The 26,442-nt window shown below is 69.1% G+C and carries 32 protein-coding genes; 17 read left to right on the top strand and 15 right to left on the bottom strand.

What is annotated here, in order from left to right; genetic code table 11:
- Nucleotides 1-3: 3 nt before the first annotated feature.
- Nucleotides 4-381, top strand: a complete 378-nt coding sequence (locus E0H92_RS01860) for a YciI family protein (protein WP_131467008.1) — start codon at nt 4-6, stop codon at nt 379-381.
- A 75-nt stretch (nt 382-456) separates the two neighbouring features.
- A complete protein-coding gene (locus E0H92_RS01855) occupies nt 457-939 on the top strand; it encodes a DinB family protein (RefSeq protein WP_238173272.1) in 483 nt (160 codons plus the stop codon).
- Nucleotides 940-941: 2 nt separating this feature from the next.
- Here the strand turns inward: E0H92_RS01855 and E0H92_RS01850 are convergent, their stop codons facing one another.
- Both E0H92_RS01850 and E0H92_RS01845 read right to left on the bottom strand, forming a co-directional pair.
- The gene (locus E0H92_RS01850; RefSeq protein WP_131495180.1) at nt 942-1,586 is read right to left on the bottom strand and encodes an alpha/beta hydrolase-fold protein; all 645 of its coding nucleotides are present in this window, start codon (nt 1,584-1,586) and stop codon (nt 942-944) included.
- 5 nt (nt 1,587-1,591) lie between these two features.
- Nucleotides 1,592-2,068: an NUDIX hydrolase gene (locus E0H92_RS01845; protein WP_131495179.1), complete on the bottom strand. Its 477-nt coding sequence runs from the start codon at nt 2,066-2,068 to the stop codon at nt 1,592-1,594.
- Between the two features lie 28 nt (nt 2,069-2,096).
- Here E0H92_RS01845 and E0H92_RS01840 point away from each other — a divergent pair, with 28 nt between their 5' ends.
- Nucleotides 2,097-2,435: a nucleoside triphosphate pyrophosphohydrolase family protein gene (locus E0H92_RS01840; protein ID WP_202873491.1), complete on the top strand. Its 339-nt coding sequence runs from the start codon at nt 2,097-2,099 to the stop codon at nt 2,433-2,435.
- A gap of 4 nt (nt 2,436-2,439) precedes the next feature.
- On the opposite strand, the gene E0H92_RS01835 is transcribed toward E0H92_RS01840, so the two are convergent.
- Nucleotides 2,440-3,003: a DinB family protein gene (locus E0H92_RS01835; RefSeq protein WP_131495177.1), complete on the bottom strand. Its 564-nt coding sequence runs from the start codon at nt 3,001-3,003 to the stop codon at nt 2,440-2,442.
- 11 nt (nt 3,004-3,014) lie between these two features.
- Nucleotides 3,015-3,491: an NUDIX hydrolase gene (locus E0H92_RS01830; protein ID WP_131495176.1), complete on the bottom strand. Its 477-nt coding sequence runs from the start codon at nt 3,489-3,491 to the stop codon at nt 3,015-3,017.
- 345 nt (nt 3,492-3,836) lie between these two features.
- Between E0H92_RS01830 and E0H92_RS01825 the strand changes: the two genes are divergently transcribed.
- From E0H92_RS01825 to E0H92_RS01790, 8 genes are all read left to right on the top strand, one after another.
- Complete coding sequence (locus E0H92_RS01825) at nt 3,837-4,487, top strand: cutinase family protein (RefSeq protein WP_131495175.1); 651 nt, start codon at nt 3,837-3,839, stop codon at nt 4,485-4,487.
- Nucleotides 4,488-4,716: 229 nt separating this feature from the next.
- Nucleotides 4,717-4,968: a hypothetical protein gene (locus E0H92_RS01820; RefSeq protein WP_131495174.1), complete on the top strand. Its 252-nt coding sequence runs from the start codon at nt 4,717-4,719 to the stop codon at nt 4,966-4,968.
- 48 nt (nt 4,969-5,016) lie between these two features.
- Complete coding sequence (locus E0H92_RS01815; protein ID WP_131495173.1) at nt 5,017-8,001, top strand: AfsR/SARP family transcriptional regulator; 2,985 nt, start codon at nt 5,017-5,019, stop codon at nt 7,999-8,001.
- 62 nt (nt 8,002-8,063) lie between these two features.
- Entirely contained in the window at nt 8,064-8,846 is a 783-nt protein-coding gene (locus E0H92_RS01810) for an LLM class flavin-dependent oxidoreductase (RefSeq protein ID WP_131495172.1), read from the top strand.
- A 57-nt stretch (nt 8,847-8,903) separates the two neighbouring features.
- Nucleotides 8,904-9,518: an FMN-binding negative transcriptional regulator gene (locus tag E0H92_RS01805; RefSeq protein WP_131495171.1), complete on the top strand. Its 615-nt coding sequence runs from the start codon at nt 8,904-8,906 to the stop codon at nt 9,516-9,518.
- A gap of 35 nt (nt 9,519-9,553) precedes the next feature.
- Nucleotides 9,554-10,192, top strand: a complete 639-nt coding sequence (locus E0H92_RS01800; RefSeq protein ID WP_131495170.1) for an SDR family oxidoreductase — start codon at nt 9,554-9,556, stop codon at nt 10,190-10,192.
- 56 nt (nt 10,193-10,248) lie between these two features.
- Nucleotides 10,249-11,031, top strand: coding sequence for a putative hydro-lyase (locus E0H92_RS01795; protein WP_131495169.1), 783 nt, complete (start codon nt 10,249-10,251; stop codon nt 11,029-11,031).
- Between the two features lie 206 nt (nt 11,032-11,237).
- On the top strand, nt 11,238-11,891 hold the full coding sequence (locus tag E0H92_RS01790) for a VanZ family protein (protein ID WP_131495168.1): 654 nt from the start codon (nt 11,238-11,240) through the stop codon (nt 11,889-11,891).
- 68 nt (nt 11,892-11,959) lie between these two features.
- Here the strand turns inward: E0H92_RS01790 and E0H92_RS01785 are convergent, their stop codons facing one another.
- Nucleotides 11,960-12,571 (bottom strand): pentapeptide repeat-containing protein, encoded by a 612-nt coding sequence (locus E0H92_RS01785; RefSeq protein WP_131495167.1) that lies wholly within the window; start codon nt 12,569-12,571, stop codon nt 11,960-11,962.
- 91 nt (nt 12,572-12,662) lie between these two features.
- On the opposite strand from E0H92_RS01785, the gene E0H92_RS01780 reads away from it, so the two are divergent.
- Nucleotides 12,663-13,574 (top strand): NAD-dependent epimerase/dehydratase family protein, encoded by a 912-nt coding sequence (locus E0H92_RS01780; protein ID WP_238173271.1) that lies wholly within the window; start codon nt 12,663-12,665, stop codon nt 13,572-13,574.
- Nucleotides 13,552-14,307 (top strand): protein phosphatase 2C domain-containing protein, encoded by a 756-nt coding sequence (locus tag E0H92_RS01775; RefSeq protein ID WP_238173270.1) that lies wholly within the window; start codon nt 13,552-13,554, stop codon nt 14,305-14,307. Before E0H92_RS01780 ends, E0H92_RS01775 begins: the two co-directional genes overlap by 23 nt.
- Here E0H92_RS01775 and E0H92_RS01770 read toward each other — a convergent pair.
- Genes E0H92_RS01770 through E0H92_RS01760 form a run of 3 tightly spaced genes read right to left on the bottom strand, consistent with a single transcriptional unit; the run spans nt 14,295 to nt 17,431 of the window.
- Complete coding sequence (locus E0H92_RS01770; RefSeq protein WP_131466997.1) at nt 14,295-15,242, bottom strand: DUF4328 domain-containing protein; 948 nt, start codon at nt 15,240-15,242, stop codon at nt 14,295-14,297. The two genes, E0H92_RS01775 and E0H92_RS01770, sit on opposite strands and share 13 nt — an antisense overlap.
- Before the next feature lie 39 nt (nt 15,243-15,281).
- On the bottom strand, nt 15,282-16,814 hold the full coding sequence (locus tag E0H92_RS01765; RefSeq protein ID WP_131495166.1) for a glycerol-3-phosphate dehydrogenase/oxidase: 1,533 nt from the start codon (nt 16,812-16,814) through the stop codon (nt 15,282-15,284).
- Nucleotides 16,811-17,431, bottom strand: coding sequence for a TetR/AcrR family transcriptional regulator (locus tag E0H92_RS01760; RefSeq protein WP_131495165.1), 621 nt, complete (start codon nt 17,429-17,431; stop codon nt 16,811-16,813). Before E0H92_RS01760 ends, E0H92_RS01765 begins: the two co-directional genes overlap by 4 nt.
- A 115-nt stretch (nt 17,432-17,546) precedes the next feature.
- Between E0H92_RS01760 and E0H92_RS01755 the strand changes: the two genes are divergently transcribed.
- The 3 genes from E0H92_RS01755 (at nt 17,547) to E0H92_RS01745 (ending at nt 20,892) form a co-directional block, all read left to right on the top strand.
- Nucleotides 17,547-19,109, top strand: coding sequence for an FAD-binding oxidoreductase (locus E0H92_RS01755; protein WP_202873490.1), 1,563 nt, complete (start codon nt 17,547-17,549; stop codon nt 19,107-19,109).
- A 62-nt stretch (nt 19,110-19,171) separates the two neighbouring features.
- Nucleotides 19,172-19,891 (top strand): SDR family NAD(P)-dependent oxidoreductase, encoded by a 720-nt coding sequence (locus E0H92_RS01750; RefSeq protein ID WP_131466995.1) that lies wholly within the window; start codon nt 19,172-19,174, stop codon nt 19,889-19,891.
- Nucleotides 19,888-20,892, top strand: coding sequence for an S-adenosylmethionine:tRNA ribosyltransferase-isomerase (locus E0H92_RS01745; RefSeq protein WP_131495164.1), 1,005 nt, complete (start codon nt 19,888-19,890; stop codon nt 20,890-20,892). The genes E0H92_RS01750 and E0H92_RS01745 overlap by 4 nt, the downstream gene beginning before the upstream one ends.
- Before the next feature lie 9 nt (nt 20,893-20,901).
- Here the strand turns inward: E0H92_RS01745 and E0H92_RS43995 are convergent, their stop codons facing one another.
- The 6 genes from E0H92_RS43995 to E0H92_RS01720 all read right to left on the bottom strand — a co-directional run bounded on the left by E0H92_RS43995 (nt 20,902) and on the right by E0H92_RS01720 (nt 24,815).
- Nucleotides 20,902-21,054 (bottom strand): hypothetical protein, encoded by a 153-nt coding sequence (locus tag E0H92_RS43995; protein ID WP_165546986.1) that lies wholly within the window; start codon nt 21,052-21,054, stop codon nt 20,902-20,904.
- 120 nt (nt 21,055-21,174) lie between these two features.
- On the bottom strand, nt 21,175-22,338 hold the full coding sequence (locus E0H92_RS01740; protein ID WP_131495163.1) for a beta propeller repeat protein: 1,164 nt from the start codon (nt 22,336-22,338) through the stop codon (nt 21,175-21,177).
- Nucleotides 22,331-22,840, bottom strand: coding sequence for an RNA polymerase sigma factor (locus E0H92_RS01735; RefSeq protein WP_131495162.1), 510 nt, complete (start codon nt 22,838-22,840; stop codon nt 22,331-22,333). Before E0H92_RS01735 ends, E0H92_RS01740 begins: the two co-directional genes overlap by 8 nt.
- Nucleotides 22,841-22,905: 65 nt before the next feature.
- Nucleotides 22,906-23,427: a GNAT family N-acetyltransferase gene (locus E0H92_RS01730; protein WP_165549663.1), complete on the bottom strand. Its 522-nt coding sequence runs from the start codon at nt 23,425-23,427 to the stop codon at nt 22,906-22,908.
- Nucleotides 23,428-23,468: 41 nt separating this feature from the next.
- Nucleotides 23,469-24,212 carry a rhomboid family intramembrane serine protease gene (locus E0H92_RS01725; RefSeq protein ID WP_131495161.1) on the bottom strand — a complete coding sequence of 248 codons (744 nt, stop codon included), beginning with the start codon at nt 24,210-24,212 and terminating at the stop codon, nt 23,469-23,471.
- 60 nt (nt 24,213-24,272) lie between these two features.
- A complete protein-coding gene (locus E0H92_RS01720) occupies nt 24,273-24,815 on the bottom strand; it encodes a peptidylprolyl isomerase (protein ID WP_131284582.1) in 543 nt (180 codons plus the stop codon).
- A 239-nt stretch (nt 24,816-25,054) separates the two neighbouring features.
- Here E0H92_RS01720 and E0H92_RS01715 point away from each other — a divergent pair, with 239 nt between their 5' ends.
- Nucleotides 25,055-25,945, top strand: a complete 891-nt coding sequence (locus E0H92_RS01715; protein WP_131495160.1) for a hypothetical protein — start codon at nt 25,055-25,057, stop codon at nt 25,943-25,945.
- Between the two features lie 83 nt (nt 25,946-26,028).
- Here the strand turns inward: E0H92_RS01715 and E0H92_RS01710 are convergent, their stop codons facing one another.
- Complete coding sequence (locus E0H92_RS01710; protein WP_131284586.1) at nt 26,029-26,343, bottom strand: hypothetical protein; 315 nt, start codon at nt 26,341-26,343, stop codon at nt 26,029-26,031.
- Between the last annotated feature and the right edge of the window lie 99 nt (nt 26,344-26,442).

Genomic DNA, 26,442 nt, shown 5'->3' with positions numbered 1-26,442 from the left:
ACAGTGGCTGAGTACCTGATCACGTTCAACGACGAGTGGGTGCCGGACCAGACGGAGGAGGATCTGCGGACGAAGAGCGTCGCTGGGCATGCGGTGATCGCGGAGATGGAGGAGGCCGGGGTCTTCCTGTTCAGCAACGGCGGGATCGACGCGTCCACCGCGATCGGCAGCGTCGAGGCCAAGGACGGGGAGCCGATCTTCAGCGACGGCCCGTACGTCGAGACCAAGGAGCACCTCGGTGGCTTCTGCGTCATCGACGTACCGGACGACGAGACGGCGCGGTACTGGGCCGGCCGCCTGGCCGTCGTACTCAACTGGCCACAGGAGATCCACCGCTTCCCGGGCCGCGAACGCCACAACCGCCCCACCGAAACCCCCTGAACCCCCGCGGGTGGGCGAGCAACCGTCTCGCCCACCCCGCGCTAAAGTCGCCGTGTGTCGGTCTGGGGTGTGCCTGTGCGGGTTGAGCCGCCGGTTGATCCGGTTGACGAGCGGGCCGCGCTTGAGGATCGGCTGGAGTATCAGCGGGCGACGTTGTTGCTGAAGTGTGGTGGGCTGACGCCGGAGCAACTGGTGCTGCGGTCGGTGCCGCCGTCGGCGATGTCGTTGCTTGGTCTGGTGCGGCATCTTTCCGGGGTCGAGGCGTGGTTCCATGAGTATGACGGCCTGCCGGATCACCTGTACTTCTGGGACTACGAACCGGGTGTCAGCGACGGATTCAAGGTCGACGTGACTCGCGCGGCCGAGGACCTGGCCAGCTACCAAGCGAGTGTTGCCCGGTCGCGGACTGCTGTCGCGGGTCTTGGTCTTGACGAGAAGAGTCCTGGCGAGGACTACACGTTGCGGTGGATCTACCTGCACCTGATCGAGGAGTACGCGCGTCACAACGGGCATGCGGATCTGCTCCGGGAGCGCATCGACGGCGCTACGGGGGAATAGCTCTAGTTGAAGGCCCAGGACGCCATCAGGGGGAACTCGGCTTGCCAGAAGGGGTCGCCGTGGTCTCCCTCGCGTTCGGTGATGACTACGTCGGCGTCGGCGTCGCGGAGGGCGTCGGCCCAGCGGGCGGCGTTCTCCATGAACCACGGTTCGAGGGTTCCGGCGACCAGGTACGTGCGTGGGAGCGGGCTCGGCATGACCTCCGGCGGTCGGTAGCCGCCACCGGGTGAGGCGGCGAAGACCGAGCCGTAGATGTCCGGGTGGCGGACGCCCATGGCCAGGGCGAGTTCCGCGCTCGCCGACACGCCACACACGGCGGTTCGTTCGGCCGGCAGGGCGACGCCGAAGCGGGACCGTACCCAGGCGCGGACGTCCTCGACGAAGAACTTCTCGTGCGCCGCGAACCGTTCCGCGTTGAACGACGGCGAGTACTCCTCGATCCGCACCATCTCGTCGGAGTCGTCCGTACGGTGCGCACCGACCACCATCGTCGGCGGTACGTCGGTCTGCTCGAGATCCCTGCCCCACGGGGTGATCAGTTGCCCGTCACCCGCGAACACGATGGCCTCCGGTGGATCTGCCGGCACGTAGACGGATACCTGCCGCCCGCCGTCGTATTCGAACGTCTCGGTGACGAGTTCTCCCATTGATCTCACCGTTCCAGTGGGCAAAGCGTCGCGAGCGCCGCGTCGATCGGGTAGAGATCGGTCAACGGCTCGCCTGGGCTCCACCAGACAGCCTCGGACATCTCGTCGTTCGGCGCGAACGGCTGGGGCGTGTCGACGGATCCGCGGTAGACGGCGAGGAACTCCAGCCGGTCGTCGGGCGCGACCCGGATCTTGGTCACCCCGGCGAAGTCGAGTGAGTCCGCGCGCTGGCCGCTCTCTTCGAAGAGCTCCCGTACGGCGGCCTCGCCCGCCGACTCGCCCGGGTCGATCATGCCGCCGGGCAGCTCCCAGGCCTGACGGAACCGGTTGAACACCATCAAGCACTTCTGATCCCACCAGAGCACAACGAGGGAGGCGGTCAGCGGTACAGAGGGGTCCAGGTCGCCGAGGCTCGCCTCGGGGATGGGATCGAAGGTGAGGAGTACTGAGCCGTCGGTGTTGTGGACCGGGAGGTCGTACATGGGGCACGAGTCTTGCAGACTGGCCGGCGTGAGCGAACTCGATTTCAGTGGTTATCAGGTGGCGGCGGCGCGGACCGGCGGGCTGGTCGCGACCGATCATCCGATCGTGTATCCGACCTTGGGGCTGGTGAACGAGGCGGGTGAGGTCGCGGGCAAGGTGAAGAAGATCTTTCGGGATCGCGACGGCGTGGTCACCGACGCGGACCGGCAGGCGCTGACGGCCGAGTTGGGTGACGTGCTCTGGTACCTGTCCGAGCTGTGCACCAGGCTCGAGATCCGGCTCGAGGACGTTGCCGAGCACAACATCGCCAAGCTCGCCGACCGGGCGTCCCGCGGTGTCCTCGGCGGCGATGGCGACCAGCGCTGAGCTGTCAGCGGAAGTGGTCCGCGGCCGCCTGGACCTGGGCTCGCCTGTCGTCCCAGAACGCCGCGTCCGCCGCAATCGTCGTGTTTCCGCCGATCCGGCCGTCGAGTTGTTCGCGGAGGATGTCGGCATGGCCGGCGTGCTGCGAGGTCTCGGCAACCATCCTGATCAGCAGCACATCCAACGTGGTCTCCCGATGCCCGTCGGCCCAGTGCGCGACGTACCCCGGACTGCTCAACTCAAGCGAACCGACGGTGACGTCGGCATGGGCACACGCCTGTAGATATGCGCCGACGATGTACTCTCGCGACTCGTCCGCCGTCGCCCACATGTCGATCTCGTCGTACGGGTCGTCCCGAAACCACGAGGGCCGTTCGACCGGCGGACGTCCGAATGCTTCACCGAGGTACCCGTACTCCAGCCCGGCCAGGTGCTTGACCAACCCGAGCAGGTTCGTGCCAGTAGGAGTCAACGGGCGTCGTACGTCGTGGTCCGACAGACCGTCCAACTTGGACGTCAGCGTCGTGCGGCTCACCTGCAGGACTCGGGACAGCTCCGCCTTCGGATCCACGAGGCCGGACTCTAGTGCTCGATCAGTCCGCCGGCCTGGACTGGTGGGACGTGGCCGGTGCGGGGGCGGGAGTGGGCCAGGGCGACTCCGATGTCGACCAGGGCGGCGCGGCGGAGGGTTGGGATGGTGGTGGTGGGGGTCCAGACGGATTCGGCGGTTTCGCCGTTCGGTTCGGGGCGGGTGGTGCCAGCGGTGATGCGGACGGCGTAGAAGATGCCGATGTTCTGATGGTCGTCGGACCCGGGACGACGACGTACGGCGGCCGGAATGATGCGTGAGTCGACCCCCAGCAACTGCTCGACGACCGACTCGTACCCGGTCTCCTCGGCCACCTCGCGCGTCACGGTGTCGAACGGATCCTCACACGGCTCGACCCCACCGCCCGGCAGCGTCCACCAACTCCCATCGCCGTACGGCGAGACGTACCGCGCGAGCAGCACCCGATCGTCCTGAACACACACCGCGTACGCCGCGACCCGTCGACTCATCCCGGGACCTTAGCTCCTGTCTGATGGTTTCACGCCTACTGCGGGGCACTCGGCACGGCACCTCGCCGCACGGGTGCAAAGGCCACGATGCTCCGCATCGAGACCTTCGCCCCCGCACGCCGATGCACCGCACCGAGCACCTCCTCGCTACGGCACTGGATCACCAGACAGGAGCTAACCCGGCCGGATGCCCGCGGTCAGGTGAGGAAACCTCACTCGGTGGACGCATCCGGCCAGGGACTGGCCGGATCTGCTGATGCCGTTCGGCGGGGATCAACCGCTGTTAGGTTTCGACCCGGCGTGTTCAGTAGATCACGCTCAGCAACCATCGTTCAGGAGAATTCGATGAAGAAACTCGCGGCACTGGTGGCCGGTCTGGTCGCGGCCGCCGGCGGCGTCTATGTCGTGGCAGCACCGGCGGCGACGGCGGACGACTGTGGAGGCACGTACACGATCGTGGTCGGCGGCACCGGCGACAACGACTCCAACGCGCCGTACTGGTCGGGCAACATCAGCCAACGCGTCGGCTACCCGGCCCAGCCCATCGGCATCAACGCCCGGCAGGGCGTCAACGAGCTGAACCGGCTGATCCGGGACCACCGCAACGCGTGCCCGGGCCAGCATGTCAAGGCGGTCGGGTTCTCGCTCGGCGCCGCCGTGGTGCACACCTGGGTCACGGAGAACTGGCAGACCTTCGACAACGTCAACGCCGTCCTGATCGCCGACCCGAAGCGGGCCGCGGGTCCGGAGAACGCCGGAGTGGCCGGGCACCCGGCCGTGGCTCCGGTCATCGGTGCGCCGCTGGCCGGCGCCGACAACTTCTTCGGCAACGTCCCGGTCCTGACCCTGTGCACCGACGACATCATCTGCAACCTCGACGCGAGGTCCGGAGTGCCCGGCTACATCTGGGGAGCGCACGGCAACTACAACTTCAACGTCGACGCCTACTCCGACGACGCCCGCGGGCAGTGGTTCAACGGCGTCTTCATCCCCTGATACGTACGTAACGACAGGTAGTGCACCTGCGAGACACCGTACGCGTGGACTCGACCACGCTCAGGTGCACTACCTGACTGCCCGACACCTCCTGTCCTTGGCGCCTTGGTGAGCGGACAGTAGTCCGTTGTGAGCGAACGGTTAGCCGATGGTGAGCGCGTTCGGCGAGCCTGTGCGCGTCATCCCGTTCTGGTCCGTCGCTCCTGGCGGACCTCAGAAAGGAGCCACGATGTCTACGTTCCGTAAGACTGCTGCGCTGACCGGTGCACTCGCCACCGGTGTCATGGCGATGTCGTTCGTGACCGCCAGCAGCGCGTCGGCGAGCACGGTGAGCGGCGGCTGGTTCAGCAGCAGCACCGCCTGCAACCAGTCCGGCCACAACATCACCAGCAACCCGTCCAGCCCGTACGAGGGCTGGTCCTGGCGCTGCACCTACGTCAGCTCGCACAGCCCGCACTGGCACCTGGTCCTCATCAGCTGACCAGTACCTGCTGACCTCAACGCCCCCGACCGTGACCGAGAATGTGGCGTGCACTTTCGTGTTCTCGGGCCGGTCGAGGTGGCGGGGGAACCCGTCGCTCTCGGTGGCCGGGAGCGGCTCGTCCTGTCGATGCTGCTCATCAACGCCGACCGGGTGACGTCGTCCGAGCGGCTGATCGACACGGTGTGGTCGTCACCTCCGCAGTCCGCCCGGCAGCAGCTGCACAACATCATCGCCCGACTGCGCCGCAAGCTGGACGCGACCGGGGCGCTCATCGTGACCCGTCCGCTCGGCTATCAGCTCGCTCTCACCGACCACGGACTCGACCTGCACGAGTTCCGGCTGTCCGTCCTCCGCGGGCGGGAGCACCTGCAGAACGAGCAGTACGGCGACGCCCGGATCGAGCTGGACGCAGCGTTGGCACTCTGGCGCGGGGACGCGCTCGCCGACCTGTCCGGTGACTGGGCCGTCGCGACCCGCGAGTCCCTTCACCGCGAGCGGGTCGCGGCCGGCGACGCACTCGCCCAGGCGCAGCTCGCCACGCACGACCACGCCGGCGTGCTCGAGACGGTGCACGCCCTGCTGGCCGCCGATCCACTCCACGAAGGTCTGCACGACCTTCGGTTGCGCGCTCTGGCCCGGAGCGGCCGGCGTACCGAAGCTCTCGGCGCCTACCAGGACCTGCGACGCCGGCTCGTCGCCGAGTTCGGTGTCGAGCCAGGGCAGGATCTCCAGGAAACTCACTCCAGCCTCCTGCGGGAGGTCGACCCACCGTCGGCGTCTCCTCGTCACGTGCCCCGCCAGCTGCCCCGCCCCATCTCTCTGGTCGGACGTGACGAGCTCCTGGCCCAGCTGACCGAGGTCCTGCGGACGCCTGAACCCCGTCCGGGCACGGTGCTCCTCGTCGGAGCGGGCGGTATCGGCAAGACCTCACTGGCTGTCGCTCTTGCCGACCGCGTCCAGAACGGGTATCCCGACGGCACCTTGTACGCCGAGCTGGACGGCACCTCGCGCGACCCGCGTGACCCCGACGAGATCATCGACCGATTCCTGCGCGCCCTCGGTGCCACCGCTCCACCCGCCCACGGCCGACGTGAAGAGCGGCTGGCGCTCTATCGCAGCGCGATCGCCAACCGTCGCGTGCTGGTGGTGCTGGACGACGCCCTCGACGAACGGCAGGTTCGCGACCTGCTCCCACCGTCGCCTCGTTCGGCCGCGATCGTCACCTCACGTCACCGGCTCGCCGGCATGGCCGACGTGCTCCGCCGAAACGTGCCGACCCTGTCGACCGAGGTCGCTGTCGATCTGCTGCACGCAGGTCGGGACGTCGCCGAGCCGGCGCCTGGGCTCGCCCGGTCCGCCGTGCAGCTGTGCGGGCGCCTACCCCTCGCCGTGATGGTCGTCGCGGCCCGGCTCGCGTCCGGCGTCGTCGATCTGTCCGAGGTGGTCGACCATCTGAGCGAGGAGCACATCCGTCTGGACGAGCTCGCGATCGGGGACGTCGACGTTCGGGCCAGCATCGCGCTGTCGTACGACGGGCACCTGTCCGAACCCGCTCAGCGACTGCTCCGACGGGTCGCCGCCGCCTCGGTGACGACCTGGCCGGCGTGGCTCGCCGGCGTGCTGCTGGAGGACGACGTCGCCCTGGGCTCGCGGGCGCTCGACGAGCTCGTCGACGTCCATCTCGTCGAGCCGGTCGGTCGTGATACCGCGGGACAGCTCCGGTTCACCCTGCACCCCCTGGTTGCGACATTCGCCGGCGAGCGCGCTGTCCGCGAGGAGGACGCGAGCGCCGGCACGAGTTGTCGTCGTGCCGTCGCCATGGCGTGGTTGGGACTGGCTTCGCAGGCCGACGACGGCCTCGGTCACGGCATGCGCCCGGTGACCGGTCCGGACGGTGCGACAGTCCCGGCGGGTCTCCCGCCTCGTCGGGTGACCGTCGCCGCAGACCGGCCCGCGGCCTGGTTCGACGCCGAGATCGACAGCATCCGTGACCTCGTCCACGCGCTGAGCCGCGCCGGGGAGGTCGACCTGGCGGCCGCGCTCGCACTGCGTTCGGACGGCTACCTGGTGGTCCGAGGCGAGGAGCACGTCCGTGCGGGTCTGCTGCGGCGGGCTGCCGACTGTTCGGACCCGGTGCTGCGCTGGGGCGTCCTGCGGTCGTTGTTCCACACCGCCGCCGAGGCCGGACGGTTCTCCGAGCTGGTTGATCTGGCGCAGTCGCAGCTCGCCGTCGCGCGCGAGCTAAAGGCCGGGTCGATGGAGCTGAGCGCGCTGGTGCAGTTCGGCTGCGCACTGCGCGAGCTCGGTCGCTTCGAGGACGCGGCGGCCCGGTTCGAAGAAGCCGCGTCTCTCGCGACGGCGCACCACGACAACACGATCCTGGCCCTGGCACACGGACACCTCGGCATGATGCTGGCGCGCACCGGACATCCCGCCCGGGGTGCGGCGCTGGTCGCTGAGAACGTGCAGGCCGAACGGGTGCGCGGGCCGTCCCGGCGACTGAGTATCTGGCTCATCACCTACGCCGGCTGCCTCGCGCTGACCGGCGACGTGGCAGCGGCCGAGCGGGCGCTGGAGGAGGCCGAACAGCTCGCCAAGAGTTTGGAGGACCGCAACGTCCTTCTCGACCTCGTCCAGACCCGAGCGGCGATCGCGCTGCGAGCCGATGACGTCGACCGCGCCGAGCGGATCCTCGACGACAGCTCGGCGCCGTACGGCCCGAGCGCACCGGACTCCGAGCCGACGGACGCGGAGCTGCGCCTGCGCGCCGACGTGCTGCTCGCCCGCGGGCGCGCCACCGAGGCCGCACCGTTGCTCGAACGAGCCCTGTCGCGACATCGGCACGAGGGCGTGCGACTCGAGCTCGCCCATGACCTTGTCCGGCTCGCCGCGGTCCACGCGGCCCTGGGCGAGCAGGATCGAGCCCAGCAACAGCACTCCGAACTCGTCATGCTGCTGCGAGATCTCGGTATCGGCATCGACGACCTGCAGCTTCCCTCGATCGTCTCGACGGTCTTGCCGCGCCACTGACTTGCGGGCTGCGAGATTCGGGTCGGTGGAATACGTCTGCTGGGGTGGAGGTTGGGCGGGGTATGACGGTTGAGATCGGGGTCATTCTGCCGACGTCGTCGCCGGATCCGGCGCAGACGATTCTCGGAGATGTACGGGCGAGTGCGCGGTACGCCGAGGAGGTGGGGCTGGACTCGGTGTGGTCGACGGATCATCTGGTCGCGAGTGCGCCGATGCTGGACAGTTCCGTCGTACTGGCGACCGCGGCCGCGGTGACCGAGCGGATCACGGTCGGGTACAACGTGATGCTGCTGGCGTTGCGGCCGGTCGCGTGGGCGGCGAAGCAGATCAGCACGCTGCAGCTGCTGTCGAACAACCGGCTCGTGCTCGGTGTCGGGACCGGCAACCCCGCGCACGGTGACGTCGGCTGGCGGGCGGCCGGTGTCGAGTTCGCCGATCGCGGGCGGCTGACGGACGAGGCGCTCGCCGTACTCCCGGATCTCATCGCCGGCAAACCCACGACGCTCGGGCCGGACCTCGACGTGACGATCGCGCCCGGGTCGCCGGTACCGCCGATCTTCGTGGCCGGGAACGGTGTCCGCGCCCATCGGCGAGCGGCCGCGTACGCCGATGGCTGGGCGACGATCGCGATGTCGCCGGCCGAGGTACGGACGAGCCTGGAGCGGATCAACGAACTTGCCGACGGCAAGCAGTTGAAGGCGACCGTGGTCGCGCCCCAGCTCGACGGCGACCCGCTCGAACAGCTCGCCGCGTACGAGGCAGCCGGTGTGGAGCGCGTCATCCTGCCGCCGACCGGTGATTGGCACGACGACTACGACCAGGCCGCCGCGCTGAAAGTGGGCTGACGAAAGCCGCACGCATTGGACCTGTCGAGGGCCCGCGTCCGTGCGGAGACTGAAAGCATGTACGTTCCTGCGCACTTCGCCCCTGATGACGAGGCCGTTCTGGAGTTGCTGGCCCATCACGGCGCGGCGGATCTGGTCACGATGACGCCCGACGGGCTGACGGCCACGATGCTGCCGTTCGTCCACGACCGCGAGCGGAACGTCCTGCTCGGGCACCTGGCGCGGAACAACGAGCACTGGCGCCTCCCCGTGATCGGCGATGCGCTGGTGATCATGCGCGGACCGGACGCGTACGTCTCCCCGACCTGGTACGCCTCGAAACGCGACCACGGCCGCGTCGTCCCGACCTGGAACTACATCACCGCCCACGTGCACGGAACGATGACCGTGCACGACGATCCCGTCTGGGTCGAGAACGTCGTACGGCGCCTCTCGGACCATCACGAGAGCGGCCGCGCGGAGCCGTGGTCGGTGGATGACGCGCCGGCGAAGTTCGTCGCCGGGCAACTGCGGGCGATCGTCGGCGTGGAGATCGCGATCAAGCGGATCGAGGCCAAGTTCAAGCTCAGCCAGAACCGCCCGGCCGCGGATGTCGACGGCGTGATCGACGGTCTCCGCGCCGACGGCGACGACCGGTCCGCCGCTGCCGTCGCCCGGCACCGTCCCGTTTGATCTTGACCCAAAGGGCAAGGTTTACGATTCCCGCCATGTCTGGAGTCGTGGTGGTGGGAGTAGGTCCGGGAATCGGGCTCGCGGTGGCGCGGCGGTTCGTCCGGGAGGGGATGAGCGCCGGCCTGATCGCGCGCTCTGAGGCGACGGTCAAGGCCGCGGCCGAGGAGTTCGGGAGTGCCGGCGTACTGCCGGTCACGGCCGATGTGACGGACGAGGCCGGCCTCCGCGCGGCGCTCGACCGGGTCGTCGAGGCGTTCGGCGTCCCTGATGCGGTCGTCTACAACGCGGCGCTGATCCAGCCGGACCGGATCGGCGACCTCAGCGCGCAGCAGCATCTCGACGCGTTGGCGGTCAACGTCGTCGGGGCGATCACCACCGCGGCGCATCTCGCGCCCGCGATGGCCGAGCGCGGCAGCGGCTCGTTCCTGATCACCGGCGGCATGCCGCTGCCGAAGCCCGACTACGCGAGCCTGTCCCTCGGCAAGGCCGGCGTCCGCGCGGTCGTCACCCTTCTGGATCAGCAGTACGGCGCGGCGGGTGTCCATGCCGCGAGTGTCACCGTCAGCGGCGGCGTGTCCCCCGGCAGCGGCTGGGACCCGGACGACATCGCGAACCACTACTGGCGCCTGCACACTCAGGCACCGGCCGAATGGATCCACGAGATCGTCATCTGACCTCTTGTCGTATTGTTCAACAATCTCTATCGTGAGATCACCTGAGAGGGGGTCTCATGACGACGACCGCAATGCTCAGTCCGGCCCAGGCCCGGTCACTGTTCCGGGACGACTACAGCGGGCCGACCACCGGATGGGCCGGCGGCTACACGCAGACCAACCTGATCGCGGTCCCCGCGGACTGGGCGTACGACGTGTTGCTCTTCTGCACGCGCAACCCGCAGGCCTGTCCGGTGCTCGATGTGAGTGATCCGGGCGACCCGACGACGCGGCTCGCCCGGGGCGCGGACCTCCGGACCGACCTGCCGCAGTACCGGATCTGGCAGGACGGCGAGTTGGCGGCCGAGGTGGCGGATGCGACCGAGCTGTGGCGGGACGACCTGGTCGCGTTCTCGCTCGGGTGCAGCTTCACGTTCGAGACCGCGCTGGCCGCCGACGGGATCCCGCTGCGGCACGTCGACCAGGGGCGGAACGTCGCGATGTACGTGACCGACCGCGAGTGCGAGCCCGCCGGGCGGCTGCACGGTCCGCTGGTGGTGTCGATGCGGCAGATTCCGGCCGACCGGGTCGACGACGCCGTACGGATCACCCGAGCGATGCCGGCCGTTCATGGCGGGCCGGTGCATATCGGGGACCCGAGCGGGTTGGGGATCGCCGACCTCGCGCGACCGGACTTCGGCGATCCGGTCGACGCGGCCGCCGGCGACGTACCGATGTTCTGGGCCTGCGGCGTGACGCCCCAGGCCGCGCTGATGGCCTCCCGGCCGCCGTACGCGATCACCCACGCGCCCGGCAACATGTTCATCACCGACCGCCGGGACAGCGACTACCGCGTCTAGGACTGGGCACAAGATCGTTGCCCTGCGCACCTTTCTTCCGTGTCAGTTTGTACACGGACTGTCACAGACTGTCACGGCGGGTTTGCGGCTGCGTGCAGATGTCCGGACAAGGCTGGCGGTAGTGGGAGCGCGCGGATGATCGTCGATTCAGGAACACGAAGTCCACAAGAGTTCGAGTCAGGTCGACCACGGGAGGGTCCGGACACGTGCTCGAGACTTATCGCGGAATCCCACACCTGCTGGACACCTGGCTCGTGCTGACCGGCATGACCCTGCCGGTCGCCCTCTCGTCGTTTCGCCGTCCGGGTGACCTGGTCCCCCGGCTGGCCGCGTTCTGCTTGCCGGCCGCGTTCGCGCTGGTGATCGCGGCGACGCTCAGTCCGACGACGCATCGCCTCGGCCAGATCGGCGAATGCGGGACGCACTTGACCACGACCGGCGGGCTGACGTCGCTCCAGGGTCTGCTCAACGTCGTGCTGTTCGTGCCGGCCGCGGGCATGCTCACGCTGGCCAGCGGCCGTCCGGGCGACGGCATCGCGGCCGGGATCGGGATGTCGGCCGCGGTCGAGGCGGTGCAGGCGCTGCTGCCGCAACTCGGCAGGTCGTGCCAGCTGCACGACCTGATCGCGAACTCGCTCGGCGCGTTCTGCGGAGTCGGCCTGGCCGCCGGCCTCCAGACACTGACCCGGAGCCTGGTCGCCCGCCCCGGCTTCCTGGTCGTCAGCCCGGCAGTGGTCGAGCACGCCGCGATGCTCGTCGTACGGCGGCCTCGACATCCGGGCCGGCATCGGCGCGGAACCCTGGCGCAGGCCGGGCGCCCGGCGAGATATCACAGTACGAATACACAGTTATCCGGATAGTTATCCACAGGCTGTGGATGGAACCGTGGATGACCGCGTGACTACCTGGGGATATCCACAGCGCCGAGTTACGGCCTGACGTCGAGCCCGAGCGCCGCGGCGACGACCATCGCCTGGGTGACGTCGATCCGGGCGTCTTTGAGCGTGACGGTCAGCGGATCGAGCGTCGAGAGGTCGGAACCGCGCAGGTCCGCGCCGGTGAAATCGGCCTTGTGCAGGAACGCGCCCGACAGGTCGAGGTCGCGCAGCACGGCCTTCTGGGCCCGCAGACCGGTCAGGTCCGCCTCGCGCATCTTCACGCCGGTGAACTCGGCGCCCTTCAGATCCGCCCCGGGCAGCCCGGTGAACGACCAGTCGCCGCCGGCCACCTTCATCAGGCTGTGGGCGCAGTCGTCGAACAGGCTACCGACCAGCTTGCACCGCGTGAACGTCGTGTCGAACAGCGAACACCGGACGAACGTACAGTTCACGAACGCGGCGTCGGTGTGCGTCGACGCGTTGAACCGGACCCCGCGGAACGTGCACTCCTCGAACACCCCGCCGCGGTTCTCCACCTCGGTCAGGTCGGAGTCCACGAACAGCACCCGCCGGTACGTCTGCCCGGACGGGTCCTGGTCGTCCCAGTCCCGGATCGTCGACTCGGTCTGCGCCGCCGGACGCCCGCCCACTCGATCTGCCATGGCCCCCACAGTGTCACGCCGTACCGACACTGTGATGCTGACGACGGAGAACGTACGGCGGACCGACAAATAACGGCCGCACGATGGAGGGGTGACCGGAACTGAGCGGGTGATGGTGTTCGGCGCGGGAGGTTTCCTCGGCGCCAGGATCTGCGCGCTGCTCGCCGACCGCGGTATCGAGTACCGCGGGCTGAGCCGGACCCGGAGCGAGCCGTACCGGCGCTGCGACCTGGCCGCGATGCACCCGTACGCGCTGGACACCCAGATCGGGATGTACAAGCCGACCGTGATCGTCAACGCCGTCGGCGCCACGTTCGGCGAGCCGGCCGACCTGGTCCGCGCGAACGTGATCGCCGTCGAGGCCCTGCTCGCCTCGGTCCGCGATCACGCCGGGCATGCCCGTTTCGTGCACCTCGGGTCCGCGGCGGAGTACGGCGGGGCTCCGCACGGCACCAGCTTGTCCGAGGAGAGCGCGCCGCGGCCGCTCGGTCCGTACGGGATCACGAAGCTCGCCGGATCGGAGCTCGTCCTCCGGGCGCAGCGGGCCGGCGCCGACGCCGTCGTACTGCGGATCTTCGATGTGATCGGGCCGGGAGCGCCGGACAGCACGCTGACCGGGCGGGTGATCCGGGATCTGCGGTCCCGGCAGCTAATCGAGGTCGGGTCGCTGGACGTCTGGCGCGATTTCGTCGACGTCCGGGACGTCGCCGAGGCCGTGCTCGCGGTCGCGCTCGCGGACGGGAAGCTGCCGCCGGTGCTGAACATCGGGACCGGCCGGGCGACGCTCGCCCGGGACCTCGCCGGGCAGTTGTTCGAGCTCAGCGGTCAGCCGGCGACGATCGTCGACGACACCGAGCAGGAGACCGCACTCGGCGCGCCGTGGCAGCAGGCCGACACCACCCTGATCGGGGACGCGCTCGGCTGGTCCCCCAAGATCGCCCTCGAGCAGTCCCTGGCCGACAGCTGGGCAGACTATCCCTGTGGAAACCCGAGCGATCAGTGAGGTAGCGCCGGATCGGCGGCCGCCCACCGCCTTCAACGAGGACCTCGTCCTGACCGGACCTGACTTCGCCGTCGTGCTGGACGGCGCGAGCGCTCCGCCAGGTGTCGACTCGGGCTGTCTGCACGATGTCGCCTGGCTGGTGAAGCGGCTCGCTGTCCAGCTCGCACCGCCGCTCCTCGCTCAGTCGGCCGAGCCGCTGACGGACCTGCTCGCGGAGACGATCGCCGCGGTGCGCGCCAGCCATGCGGACACCTGCGACGTCAGCAATCCCGACAGCCCGTCGTCCACGGTCTCGATGATTCGGCTGCACCCGGATCGTGTGGAGCATCTCGTCCTGGCCGACTCGCCGGTCGTCATGCGCTCGCCCGCCGGACAGATCACCGTCCACAGCGACGACCGGATCGCTGAGCTCCCGGACCGAAGCCGCGAGGCCACCCGCAGGTCGCGCAACCAGCCGGGCGGGTTCTGGGTCGCGAGCACCGACCCGAAAGCGGCGTACGAGGCCGTCGTCGGCACCACGGACCGCGCCGACATCGACGTGATCGCGATCCTCTCCGACGGCGCGTCCCGCTTCGCCGAACGCTACGGGCACTCGTGGGAGGAGCTGCTCGACGTACTCACGACCGCGGGGCCGCGACGGCTGATCGAGCTGGTGCGGGAACACGACGCCGTGACCACTACCAACCGGAAGCAGTACGACGATGCGAGCGTCGTACTGCTTCAGGGTCCGTAGGTCGGGAAGCCCGGGCCGGGGTGCTGCGGGCGCGGGGCGTACTGCGGTGGCTGGGGCGGCGGCTGCACGAAGTCCTGGACCCGCGGCGGCGGAGCGAGCCGTGACTGCTGCCAGTGGCCGACCTGGAGCATCAGGAGTGCCGACGTGACCGCCGCGACGACGAGCAGGACCGTCGCGACCGTGAACCCGATGTCGACGGCCAGCGCGACCCGGACCATGTAGTCCTGCAGGTCGTAGATGTCGACGTACCCCTCCGGGTCGGTGTCCGCCACCTCGACCAGCCGGACGATCCAGATCACGAACCCGATCACCGCGGCCGATCCGCCGCCGACGATGATGACCCAGAAACCGCACCAGGCCACCCACCACGTGTACAGCAAGGCACGGAACCGGCCGGAGTGCGCGATCCCGGGTTGATCGGGCGGCTCGCTGGCGCGGGCGACGTCCTCGACGACCTGCAGCGGGTACCAGAACTGCACGATCGGGCAGATCCACGCGCCGACGACCCATCCGGGCGCCCGGCGGTGCGCGCCGTGGGTCGGGACGGTCGGGTTCGGGGCGAACGGCGAATACAGGAAGTCGACGTTGTCGCGGGCGCGCCACAGCCAGATCAGGTACGCGATCCCGGTCCCGATCAGCAGGTAGGTGATCAGGTTGAGCAGCGGGCCGGAGCCGGCGATCGACTCGACGCCGCGCTGGATCTCCTCGTCGGAGAGCAGGCCGTACACGAACCGCTTGACCTCGCTGTACGACCGCCAGAGCAGCACGCACTGGATCACGGCACCGAGCGCGGTCACCCCCATCAGCGAGATGCTGACGATCGCGAGCGCCCGCAACGGCCGGTACTGCGGCACCACCGGCATCGGCTGATACGGCATCGGCTGGTACGGCCCGGGCCCCTGATACGGCCCCGGTCCTTGGTACGGCTGCGTCACCTTCTACCTCCCCGCAGCCAAGTTAACCCAAGACCGGACTCACACCGCCGCGAAAGCCTCCCGGACCGCGGGCAGCGCGAGCTCCCGATCCGCCGCCGACAGGCCGATCCGCGTTCGCCGATCCAGTACGTCGTCCTCGGTCAGCGCTCCCTCGTGCCGGACGGCGAACCGCACCTCGGCGTACGTCGTCCGCAGCCCCGGCGCGATCGGATCCTGCAGCTCGGGCGGACCGGCGATCACCTGCGGCGCCTCCACGCCGTACCGCTGGACGAACCGCGCCGGCGCCCGGACCGCGGCCAGGTGGACGCGATCGGCCGCACCCACGAGCGGGATCCGGTGCGTCTCGCAGGACCGCCGTACCTCGAGCGTCGACTGCGCGAGCGCCTTGTCGAGGGCGTCCTGCGCCATCCGGCGGTAGGTCGTGAGCTTGCCGCCGACGATCGTCACCACGCCGTCCGGGCTGGTGATCACCGCGTGCCGCCGGGAGATGTCCGCGGTCTTGTCCTCGCCGTTGTGGTGGCCTGTATCCAGGAGCGGCCGGAGCCCGGCGTACGTGCCGAGCAGGTCCGCGCGGGTCACGGGCTGCTGCACCGCGGCGCTGATCGTGTTCAGCAGGAAGTCGATCTCCGCCTCGGTCGCGTGCGGTACGTCGCTCACCGGGCCGGGCGCCTCCTCGTCGGTGAGACCGACGTACACCCGGTCGTCGGGCGCCGGGATCGCCATCACCACCCGGCGCAGCTCCCCCGGCACCGGCACCGTCAGCACGGCGGAGAGCCCGCCGAACACGGACTGCGGCAGCACCAAGTGGGTGCCGCGGCTCGGCCGGAGCTTGATGCCGGAGGCAACCTGATCCGCCCAGATCCCGGCCGCGTTGATCACCACCCGCGCGTCCACCGACCGCCGGTCCCCGGTCAGCTGGTCGACCAGGACGGCCCCGCGGCCGGTGACGTCCGTGGCGGCGACGTGGGTCAGGATGCGAGCGCCGTACTGCGCCGCGGTCCGGGCGATCGCGACGACCAGGCGCGCGTCGTCGTACAACTGCCCGTCCCAGGTCAGGAAACCGCCGCGCATCCCCTCGGGCTTGAGCGTCGGCGCGTACCGCAGGATCTCGGCCGAGCTCACCCGGCGCGAGTGCGGCAGGTAGTCGTCGCTGGTCCGCGCGAACGTGCGCAGTACATCGCCACCGAGGAAGGCCGACCGCAACAGTGCCGCCTGCACGAACCTTGCCTGTGGCAACCACGGCGCGATCTGCGGGATCGGGTGCACCAGATGCGGCGCGGTGGTCTTCATCAGGATGCCGCGCTCGACGGCGCTCTCGTACGCGATCCCGACGTGCCCGGACGCCAGGTACCGCAGGCCGCCGTGCACGAGCTTGGAGCTCCACCGGCTGGTCCCGAAGGCCAGATCGTGCTTCTCCACCAGGGCAACGGTCAGTCCGCGCGCGGCCGCGTCCAGCGCCACGCCGACGCCGGTGACCCCGCCGCCGACAACGAGCACGTCGACCGCACTCAGCGCGTTGAGCTCCCGAGTACGCCGTACTGCGTTGAGACTCGCGTTGCCCACGCTGATCATGGCGTCAGATACCTGGTGAGCATCACCCGCAGCTCCTCGTCGAGCTTCGGGTACTCGTCCTTCTCCGCCATCACCGGGCCCGACACCGCCGAGGCGAGCGAGACCAGGATGATCTGCCGCGCCAGCCACACCGGGTCGCCTTCGCGGATCGAGGCGTCGGCCTGGCCCTGGCGGATACCTTCCTCGACCAGCGCGAGGTGCGCGACGGTGCTGCTGCCGCGGCGCTCCAGAAGGTATGGCGTGAGGAACTCGGGGTCGAGCTCGATGATCTTCCGCATCAACGGGTGCACCCGGGTCTTCGCGACCACCTCGACGACACCCTCGACCAGGCGGGCCCGGCCGTCCACGGCATCCGGCTGGAACGCGGACACCAGCGCGATCGTCCACTCCCGGGTCATCAACGCGGCGACCACGGCCTGCACGTTCGGCCAGCGCCGGTAGAGGGTCGCGCGGGAGACCTCGGCATGCCGGGCGATATCGGCCATCGTCATCCGGCGCATCCCGATCGCGAGCAGCAACTCGTACGCCGCGTCCAGGATCCGCTCCTCGCCGATCGCATTCGCCGGCGTGGGACGCGTGCTGGTTTCCTGCTCCGATTCGCTGCTACGCTGAGACATCACACGTCAGAGTGTATCAGCGACCTTGCCATCCTGGAACTGTCGATGGGAGGTGGAGGCCAGGGGGTTCCACCTCCCATCGACGCTACCTCGCCGGACCACCCAAGGGGAGCCAGTGACCAACGAATCCGACCTCCCGGTGGTGCAACTCACGCCCGGCCGCTGGGGCGACCCCGACCACCCGGTGGATCTGCCGTCGGCAGCCCGAGACGCCCTCAAACACCTGGGCGTACGGCGAACCGCCGCCGAGCCCGTCGCGCCGACCGACCGACCCGGCCTCACCGAGGCCCAACTGTCGTTCCTCGGCCAGGTCGTAGGAGACGAGCACGTGGCCTCTGACCTGGACTCGCGCTGGTCACACACCCGTGGATACTCGACGACAGACCTGCTCCGCTTCCGCGTCGGCGACACCTCCGACCTGCCGGATGCAGTCGTCTACCCCGCCTCACACGACGAAGTACAAGCGATCCTCTCCGGCTGCGCTGCCGCCGGGCTTGCCGTAGTCCCGTACTCCGGCGGTACGTCGGTTGTCGGCGGCCTCGCGCCGTCGCGCCGGTTCGTGACGCTCGACCTCCGCAGGCTGGACCAAATGGTCGAGCTGGATGAGGTCTCGCGAACGGCCACGCTGCAGGCCGGCGTTCGCGGTCCGGCGGCCGAGGCCTTGCTCGCCGAGCGCGGCTACACCCTGGGCCACTTCCCGCAGTCCTACGAGGGCGCGTCGATCGGCGGGTACGCGGCAGCGCGGTCGAGCGGCCAGTCGTCCGCCGGGTACGGCCGGTTCGACCAGATGGTGGTGGGCCTGACGCTCGCGACTCCGCGCGGCACGATCGAGGCCGGACGTGCCCCGATGTCCGCGGCCGGCCCGGACCTGCGCCAGCTCGTGCTCGGGTCCGAGGGTGCGTTCGGGATCATCACCTCGGTCGTCGTACGGATCCGCCCGCGACCGACCGAGCGGCACTTCGAAGGCTGGCGGTTCGAGAGCTTCGACACCGGGCTGGCCGCCGTACGACGACTCGCGCAGGACGGCCCGTTGCCGACGGTGCTCCGGCTGTCGGACGAGGTCGAGACCGCGGTGAACCTCGCCGATCCGGATGTGCTCGGCGGCGGATCCGGCGGTGTACTCGCGATCATCGGCTTCGACGGCCCGTACAACCAGGCGACCGCGGACGTGCTGACGGCCGCCGGCGGGAAGAACCTCGGCGCGGACCCCGGTGAGACGTGGCGGGTCGGCCGCTACCGGGCGCCGTACCTCCGCGATCCCCTGCTCGACGAGGGCGCGCTCGTCGAGACGCTCGAGACGGCCGCGTTCTGGTCGCGCATCCCGGCGCTGAAGACGGCCGTCACCGAAGCGCTCGTCGGCGCGTTGGGCACCACGCCGCCGCTGGTGCTCTGCCACATCTCCCATGTGTACGAGACCGGCGCGTCGCTCTACTTCACGGTGATCTGCGCGCAGTCCGACGATCCGATCGAGCAGTGGCGGACCGCGAAACGCGCCGCCAACCAGGCGATCGCCGACGCCGGCGGCACGATCTCCCACCACCACGGCGTCGGCACCGACCACCGTGACGCCTACGCCACCGAGATCGGCCCGCTGGCCGTCGAAAGCCTCCGCGCCGTCAAGCACGCCCTCGACCCGGACAACGTCATGAACCCCGGCATCCTGCTCCCCGAGTCCTGACCCCGACGGATGCCGCTGGCAACGCTTGACTTCAAGTTTGGTTGAGGTATGACGGTAGCGGCATGACTCCTGAACCGTCCGACCGTCCTGTCGCTCTCATCACCGGCGCGTCCGCCGGGCTCGGGCTCGCACTCGCCCACGGGCTGGCCGATCGCGGCTGGGCGCTCGTGATCGATGCACGTGGCGCCGAAGCGCTCAAGGACACAGCCGACGCACTGGCTGACCGCACCGACGTCGTACCGCTGGCCGGCGACGTCACCGACCCTGACCACCGCGCCGACCTGGTGGAGGCGATCACCGAGCTCGGTCGGCTCGACCTGCTGATCAACAACGCCAGCTACCTCGGGCAGAGCCCGCTGCAAGCACTGGCCACAGCAGACCTCGACGAGCTCCGTCGCGTGTACGAGGTCGACGTACTCGCACCGATCGCACTGACGCAGGCCTTGCTTCCCGCACTCACCACAGCGTCCGGTGTGCTGATCAATATCAGCTCAGACGCCGCAGTTGAAGCGTACGAGACCTGGGGTGGCTACGGCTCCGCCAAGGCCGCGCTGGACCACGCGACTCGGATCCTGGCCGCTGAGCACCCAGCACTGGCGGTGTACGCCGTTGACCCGGGTGATCTGCGTACTGCGATGCACCAAGCCGCCTTCCCCGGTGAGGACATCTCTGACCGGCCTGAGCCCGCAACCGTCGTACCGGCGTTCCTGCAGTTGCTGGACAGCCGGCCGGAGAGTGGCAGGTACCGAGCGTCCGAGTTCGCACCTGCGGTGGCCTCATGACGGTGCACCCACACACCAGGTTCGACCTGCCGGAGGCGCTGAACGCCGGCGAACCGCCGGAAGCCCGCGGCGTCTCGCGGGACCACGTGAAGCTGCTGGTCGCGGAGGGGTCGACCGTCACACACACCCGCTTCGACCGCATCGGTGACCACCTGCGGCCCGGCGACCTGCTCCTGGTGAACACGTCCACCACGCTGCCCGCTGCGGTCGACAGCGCGTCGTACACCGTGCACTTCTCCACACCGCTTGACGACGGCACCTGGGTCGTCGAGCTACGCGACGGCGGCGCACCGATGTTCCACGGTACGGCGGGCGACCGGGTGGAGCTGCCTGGCGGCGCGCTGACGTTGCTGGCGCCGTACCAGGGCTCGAATCGCCTGTGGATCGCTCAGCCGCCGGTGGTCGATGTGCTCGGGTACCTGCAGCAGTACGGTCGGCCGATCACCTACAACTACGTCGGCAAGCGCTGGCCGTTGGCGTCGTACCAGACCGTCTTCGCCCGCGACCCGGGCAGTGCGGAGATGCCGAGCGCCGCCAGACCGTTCAGCTTCGAACTGGTGAGCCACCTGGCGTCGCAGGGCGTACTGATCGCACCGATCCTGCTGCACTGCGGCGTGTCCTCGCTGGAGAGCCACGAGCCACCTCAGCCGGAGCGGTACGACGTACCCGCCCACACGGCTCGCCTCGTCAACTGGGTCAAGGCCAACGGCGGCCGCGTCATCGCAGTCGGCACCACCGCCGTACGCGCCATCGAATCAGCCACGACTCATGATGGCACAGTCGCCCCAGCGCACGGGTGGACCGACCTCATCCTCGGCCCGGAACGCCCGCCGTACGTCGTCGACGGCCTGATCACCGGCTGGCACGCACCCGAGGCTTCACACCTGCTGCTCCTCGAGTCGGTGGCCGGCCCCGACCAGGTCCAACGCGCCTACGACGCCGCCGTCGAGCACCGCTACCTGTGGCACGAGTTCGGCGACAGCTGCCTGATCCTGCGCTGACCAGCCGTGTCAGGAGGCCTTGGCCTGCTGCTGCTTCTGCTGGGAGATGCGGTTGGTGGTCTGCAAGGCGGTGACCGCGCTCGGCGATTCCGGTGCGGCGGGTCGTACGACCTGATGTTCGTTGCCGGGGCGGGCTCGTTTGTCCACTGCGCGTGGGCTCATGACGATGTCCTAACCAGTCGGTCCCCCGTCGGGACGTCACTTGATTAGACGAGTCCGCCACCCCGGTTGTCACCAGCTTTTATCCAACTGAGCAGATTTTGTGGCCTAGGCCGCTTGCAACTAGCGAGGCGTGAAGTACTTCCAGGTCTTGCCGTGATCGGTGCTGGTCATGGCCTGGTCGCCGTTGTACTGCATGCTGTAGACGAAGTCGCCGACCGCTGTCAGCCCGCCCAGGTCGACCGGCGGGGTGAACGGCGTCCCGGCGCCGGGCCGGAGCAGTTCGCGCTTCTTGCCCTGATAGAGCGCGAGCCCGGTGCCGTTGTCGAAGGCAACGGGCGACGAGAGGTACGGCGGGTTCCGGCTGGCGACCGTCGTCCAGTGTTCGCCCCGGTCGGTCGACAACCGCACCGGCACCGGGTCGCGCCGCACGCCCGGCTTGCCGCTGGGGATCAGCACCATCGTCTTGCCGTTGGGGCTGACTGCCAGTCGGCCGCCCGTGCTGCCTTCGCCGATGAGGGAGTGTTCCCAGGTCTTGCCGTGGTCATCGGTCCAGTAGATGTTGCCGAGACCACTGTTCTTGGCGCCGACCAGCCACCAGCGTCCGGTGGTGTCGAGGTAGGGCTCGTACGCGTTGTCGATCCCGGGGACCTTTACCTCCCGCAGAACGCCGGTCTCCAGATTCAGCGCCCGGAGGGTGCCGTAGGCAAGCAGTACGTCGCCTGCACCGAACTCGCTGGTCGGAGGAGCCCACCGCAACTTCTTCTCGATCCGGCCCTGATCCGTCAGCCGGACCATCACGGACTGGGCCCAGGTCGGGTCGGTGCCCTTCATGCTGGTCGGCATCGACACGGCCAGCGCCTCGTCACCGGCCCGAAGTACGACGTACTGGTTCTTGCGCACCGGCGCGGTGGTCCGGACTCCGTCGCGGCTCAGCACCGCGGCGTAGTTCCAGGTGTATCCCGGCTGCGGCGACGACCACACCGAGGCCCATCGCGTCGGCGTACCGAACGCGATGCCGGCGCCGCCCGACTTCTTGTCGTGCACCAGCTTCTCGGCCGCCTGGTCGACCGGGATCGACGCGGCCGGCGGCTTCTCGGTACCGGTCACGTTCCCGAGCGGCAGAACGGCCGCCAGTACCGCGACGGCCACCGCCGCGACGACCCCGGCGCCGGTCAGCGCTTGCCGACGGTGGCGACGGCGGAGACCACGGCGCTCCAGATCCTCGAAGGGCAGTGGCTGAACGGACTCTTGCGCGTCCCATGACAGCTCTTTCAGTTCAGACATGGTTGACCTCCTCGGCGTCGTCGGCGAACTCGTGGACCAGCGGGGCCAAGCGGGACCTGCCACGGGAGAGGCGAGCCTTGACCGTCCCCTCCGGAACACCTAGCTGTACGGCGATGTCCCGCACCGGCAGGTCGACGATGTGGTGCAGCACGATCGCCTCGCGCTGCTCGTACGGGAGCTGTCGCAGGGCCTTGACCAGCGCGACCCGGTCCGCGGACAGCCCGGGCAGCGTGGTCTCGGGGACACCTGCTCGGGAGAACAACCCGTGGGATCGGGTCGCGCGGCGGTAGCGCCGGCGGACGACGTTCAGCGCGACTGTGCGCAGCCACGCCTCCGGGCTGTCGAGCTGGGCGAGCCGTCGAGGTTTCTCGATCGCCCGGACGAACGCCTCCTGGACGGCGTCCTCGGCCTCGCCCAGGTTCCCGCAGATCGCGAACAGTTGCCCGACCAGCCGCCGGTAACACCCCTCGTACAGCTCGCGCACTGTGTCGCCGTCAGCCATCACCACTCCCCAGATCGGACCCTTTGCCTGCACGAGTCCTGGCGAGTCGATCCGGTTGCATTGCCTCAGCGGCTGGGGCGGTCGAAGATCAGCTCCAAGCCGTCCTCGTCATCCCACTGCTCGCCGTTCGCCACGAAGCCGAACCCGGCGATGGTGGCCAGCGACGCCTCGTTGGTGGGGCTGATCGTGGCCCGGACGGTCCGTACGTCGGGTTCGGCCGCCGCACGCTCGAGGAGCGCGGCGACGATCGCCTTTGCGAAACCCTGACGCCGGAACGGCGGGTCGACGGTGTACCCGATCTCCACCATGCCGTTCTCGTCGGGCGGACCGTGGAAACCGGCGTACCCGACCACGATCCCATCGGCCACCACGAGCTTGACGAGCCACCCGAAGGCACTGGGATCCCGCGCCAGCTGATCCAGCCGGTACTGCCACAGCCACTTGGCCCGGTCAGTAAGGAACTCATCACCGAGCACAAACCCAAGCTCGGCCTGCGCCGCGGCCCGGTCGTCAGCCAGCAACGCGCTCATCGAGCCACCGGTCATCTCGACAAACCGAACCGCGCGGGGGGAAGAAGTAGTAGTCATCGCCCTCATCCTCAGCCCCAACGACCCACAAGACGAACGATTTAGGCCGACTGTTTGTGGCGGCGGTTGTCCGAGAGCCGGAGGTAGATCCAGGCGACTGCGGCGCCGACGACGAAGCCGCCGAGGTGGCCTTGCCAGGAGACGTTGGGGATGGCGAAGGACAGGAAGGCGGTGACGGCGACGTACATGATGATCCAGGTGATGTCCAAGCCGCGGGCGCGGCTGATCACGAGGAGGGCGCCGACCAGGCCGAGGACCGCTCCGGACGCGCCGAGGGTCGCGCCGCCGGGGGACGACAGGAACCAGACCGCGACGCTGCCGCCCAGGGCGGACAGCAGGTAGAGGATCGTGAAGCGGAGCCGGCCGAGCATCTGTTCCAGTGGCGGACCGAGCTGCCAGAGCATGAACAGGTTCGAGAAGATGTGGAAGATCTGCACGTGCGTGAACGCCGACGTGAGCAGTCGCCACGGCTCGCTCTCGGTCAGCACCGGGACCATCACCAGGTCGCTGAGGAGCTGGGGACTACCGGCGCGGACCGCGATGAAGACGAACACGTTCAGCGCGAGCAGCGTGTAGGTGACGACCTGCTGGCTGCCGGCGCGCTGGATGCCGCCGAGTGAGGTCCGGGTCTTCGGGATCGAGCGGACGCCCTCGTTGAAGCAGTTCGGGCATTGGAAGCCGACGGCGGCGCTGTTCATACAGTCCGGGCAGATCGGCCGGTCGCAGCGCTGGCAGCGCACCCCGGCGGGCCGATCCGGGTGCCGGTAGCAGACGGTCTCGGTCACGCGGGTTGGGTCCCTCCCTGGAAGAGCGGGACCGGGTGCGACCCGGCCCCGCCCCGAAAATCAGGCGTTCTTGCGCTCGACGACGACCTTGTTGATCACGATCGGCTCGAGCGGGCGGTCGCCGGGCGCGGTGTCCGCGGTGGCGATCGCGTCCACGACCTTCTTCGAGTCGTCGTCGACGACCTCACCGAAGATCGTGTGCTTGCGGTTCAGGTGCGGCGTCGGGACCACGGTCACGAAGAACTGCGAACCGTTGGTGCCGTGGCCGAACTGGATGCCGGCGTTCGCCATCGCGAGCAGGTACGGACGGTCGAACTGGAGCTCCGGGTGGATCTCGTCGTCGAACTGGTACCCGGGGGTGCCGGTGCCGGTGCCGAGCGGGCAACCGCCCTGGATCATGAACCCGTCGATCACCCGGTGGAAGCCGAGACCGTCGTAGAACGGCCGCTTGACCGGCTGCCCGGTCTCGGTGTCGGTCCACTCCTTGGTGCCCTCGGCCAGGCCGACGAAGTTTTCCACCGTTTTCGGCGCGTGGTTCGGGAACAACCTGATGACGACGTCGCCCTTGTTCGTCTGCAGGGTCGCGTACAGCTCTTCGGCCACGGGAGTCACTCCTAGTCGGAATACAACACTGACAAGCTCGATCCTGTCATGTCACTCCAAGAACCCCGGCATCGACGCGGATGTGTACGGAGAGTGCGGTGGGGGCACCGGGTAATCGGCTGGGAACGACGTACGATGCAGATGAAGCCGGGTTTGTCCAGAGTCGTCACCGAAAAGAGCCCATGTCGCCGATGGGCGGGAGAGCTGTCCGCGGGGCGGGCGGCACCGAGGAGGGAACCGTGGGTTTGAGGAAGTCCAAGGGCCGGGTCGAGGTCGCCAAGGACCGGGTCAGGCCACTCGCCGAGTCGGCGTCGGAGAAGTTCGGACCGGCCGTCGGCCAGGTCCGCGACCACCTCGGGCCGGCTGTGGGCACCGCACGGGAGAAGGTGTCGCCGTACGCCGAGAAGGCTGTCGAGCGGGGCGCGCACCTGGCTCACCAGGCGGTGGAGAAGGCCGGTCCGGTGCTCGACGACGCACTCGCCAAGGTCGGTCCGGCCACCGAGCACGCGGCCGAGAAGGCCCGCGAGCGACTGAACGACGACGTACTGCCGAAGGTGACCGCCGCGCTGGCGACCCTGGCAGCCGCCGCCGAACCGGTCGTCGAGGAGACCGCCCGCCGGGGCAAGGCCACCAAGGCCGCGCTGAAGGGTGAGCTCGACGTGCCGAAGAAGAGCCACAAGCTCCGCAACGTGGTGCTGTTCCTGGGCCTCGGCGCACTGGCCGCGGCAGCGGTGAAGAAGCTGCTGACGCCGCCGGAGCCGGCCTGGCAGTCCACCCCGACCAGCGGTCGCGACTACAGCTCCGCCCCGGCGGGTACGTCGTCGCGCCCGACCGACACCCCGTCGTCCAACGGCAAGACCGACGCCAAGCCGGGGGCCGACACCGCGAAGACCGACAACGCGAAGCCGGACGGCCCGAAGACCGACGGCCCGAAGACCGACGGTTCCAAGGCCGAGGGTTCGAAGGCCGAGGGTTCGAAGGCCGAGGGTTCGAAGGCCGAGGCGCCGAAGGCGGAGGCCAAGCCGGAAGCGGCCAAGGACGAGGTGAAGGCCGCCTCGAACGGCGCCACCAAGAGGACCACGACCAGGAAGTCGACGGGCTCGGGAGAGTCCAAGCCCAGCGACTCCTGACACCACCGCAACGGCGAAGGTCCCGAACCCCGGCTGGGGTTCGGGACCTTCGTCTGTCCGGACGTCGCCTTGCGCGAACGACGTCAGTTGACCTGGGGCTCCGGGTCGTCGGACTTCGCGATCGTGTAGCGGCCTGCGGACAGCAGTTGGGTGGCGTACCGGTGCGTGATGCACGGGTAGGTGCCGCCGCAGCTCAGGCAGACCGCGTCGTTGCGGTGCAGCCAGGGGACGACCTTGAGCCGCTTGGTCCAGGTCAACGGCTCGCGGTCCGGAGCGTGCATCTTGAGCGCCGCGCGGGCGGCGTCCTGGATCTCGGGGGCAGACCATTCCTCGGCGCTCTTGTTCATCAACGCACTGAGGTCGGGGTGGTGGTGGTCGGTGGTGCGGGCTTTGTTCATTTATGTGTCTTCCAAGGCAGGTGGGAGGACGCCTTAACAACTCTGAATCACTCGCTTCAAACGTTAGTGCCCCGGGCTGGTCACCGCGCCCCGATCCGG

The organism is Kribbella speibonae, assembly GCF_004331375.1.
Classification (GTDB): domain Bacteria; phylum Actinomycetota; class Actinomycetes; order Propionibacteriales; family Kribbellaceae; genus Kribbella; species Kribbella sindirgiensis.
Note: the sequence above shows the minus strand (reverse complement) of the source record. Positions and strands in the feature narration are given on the sequence as shown.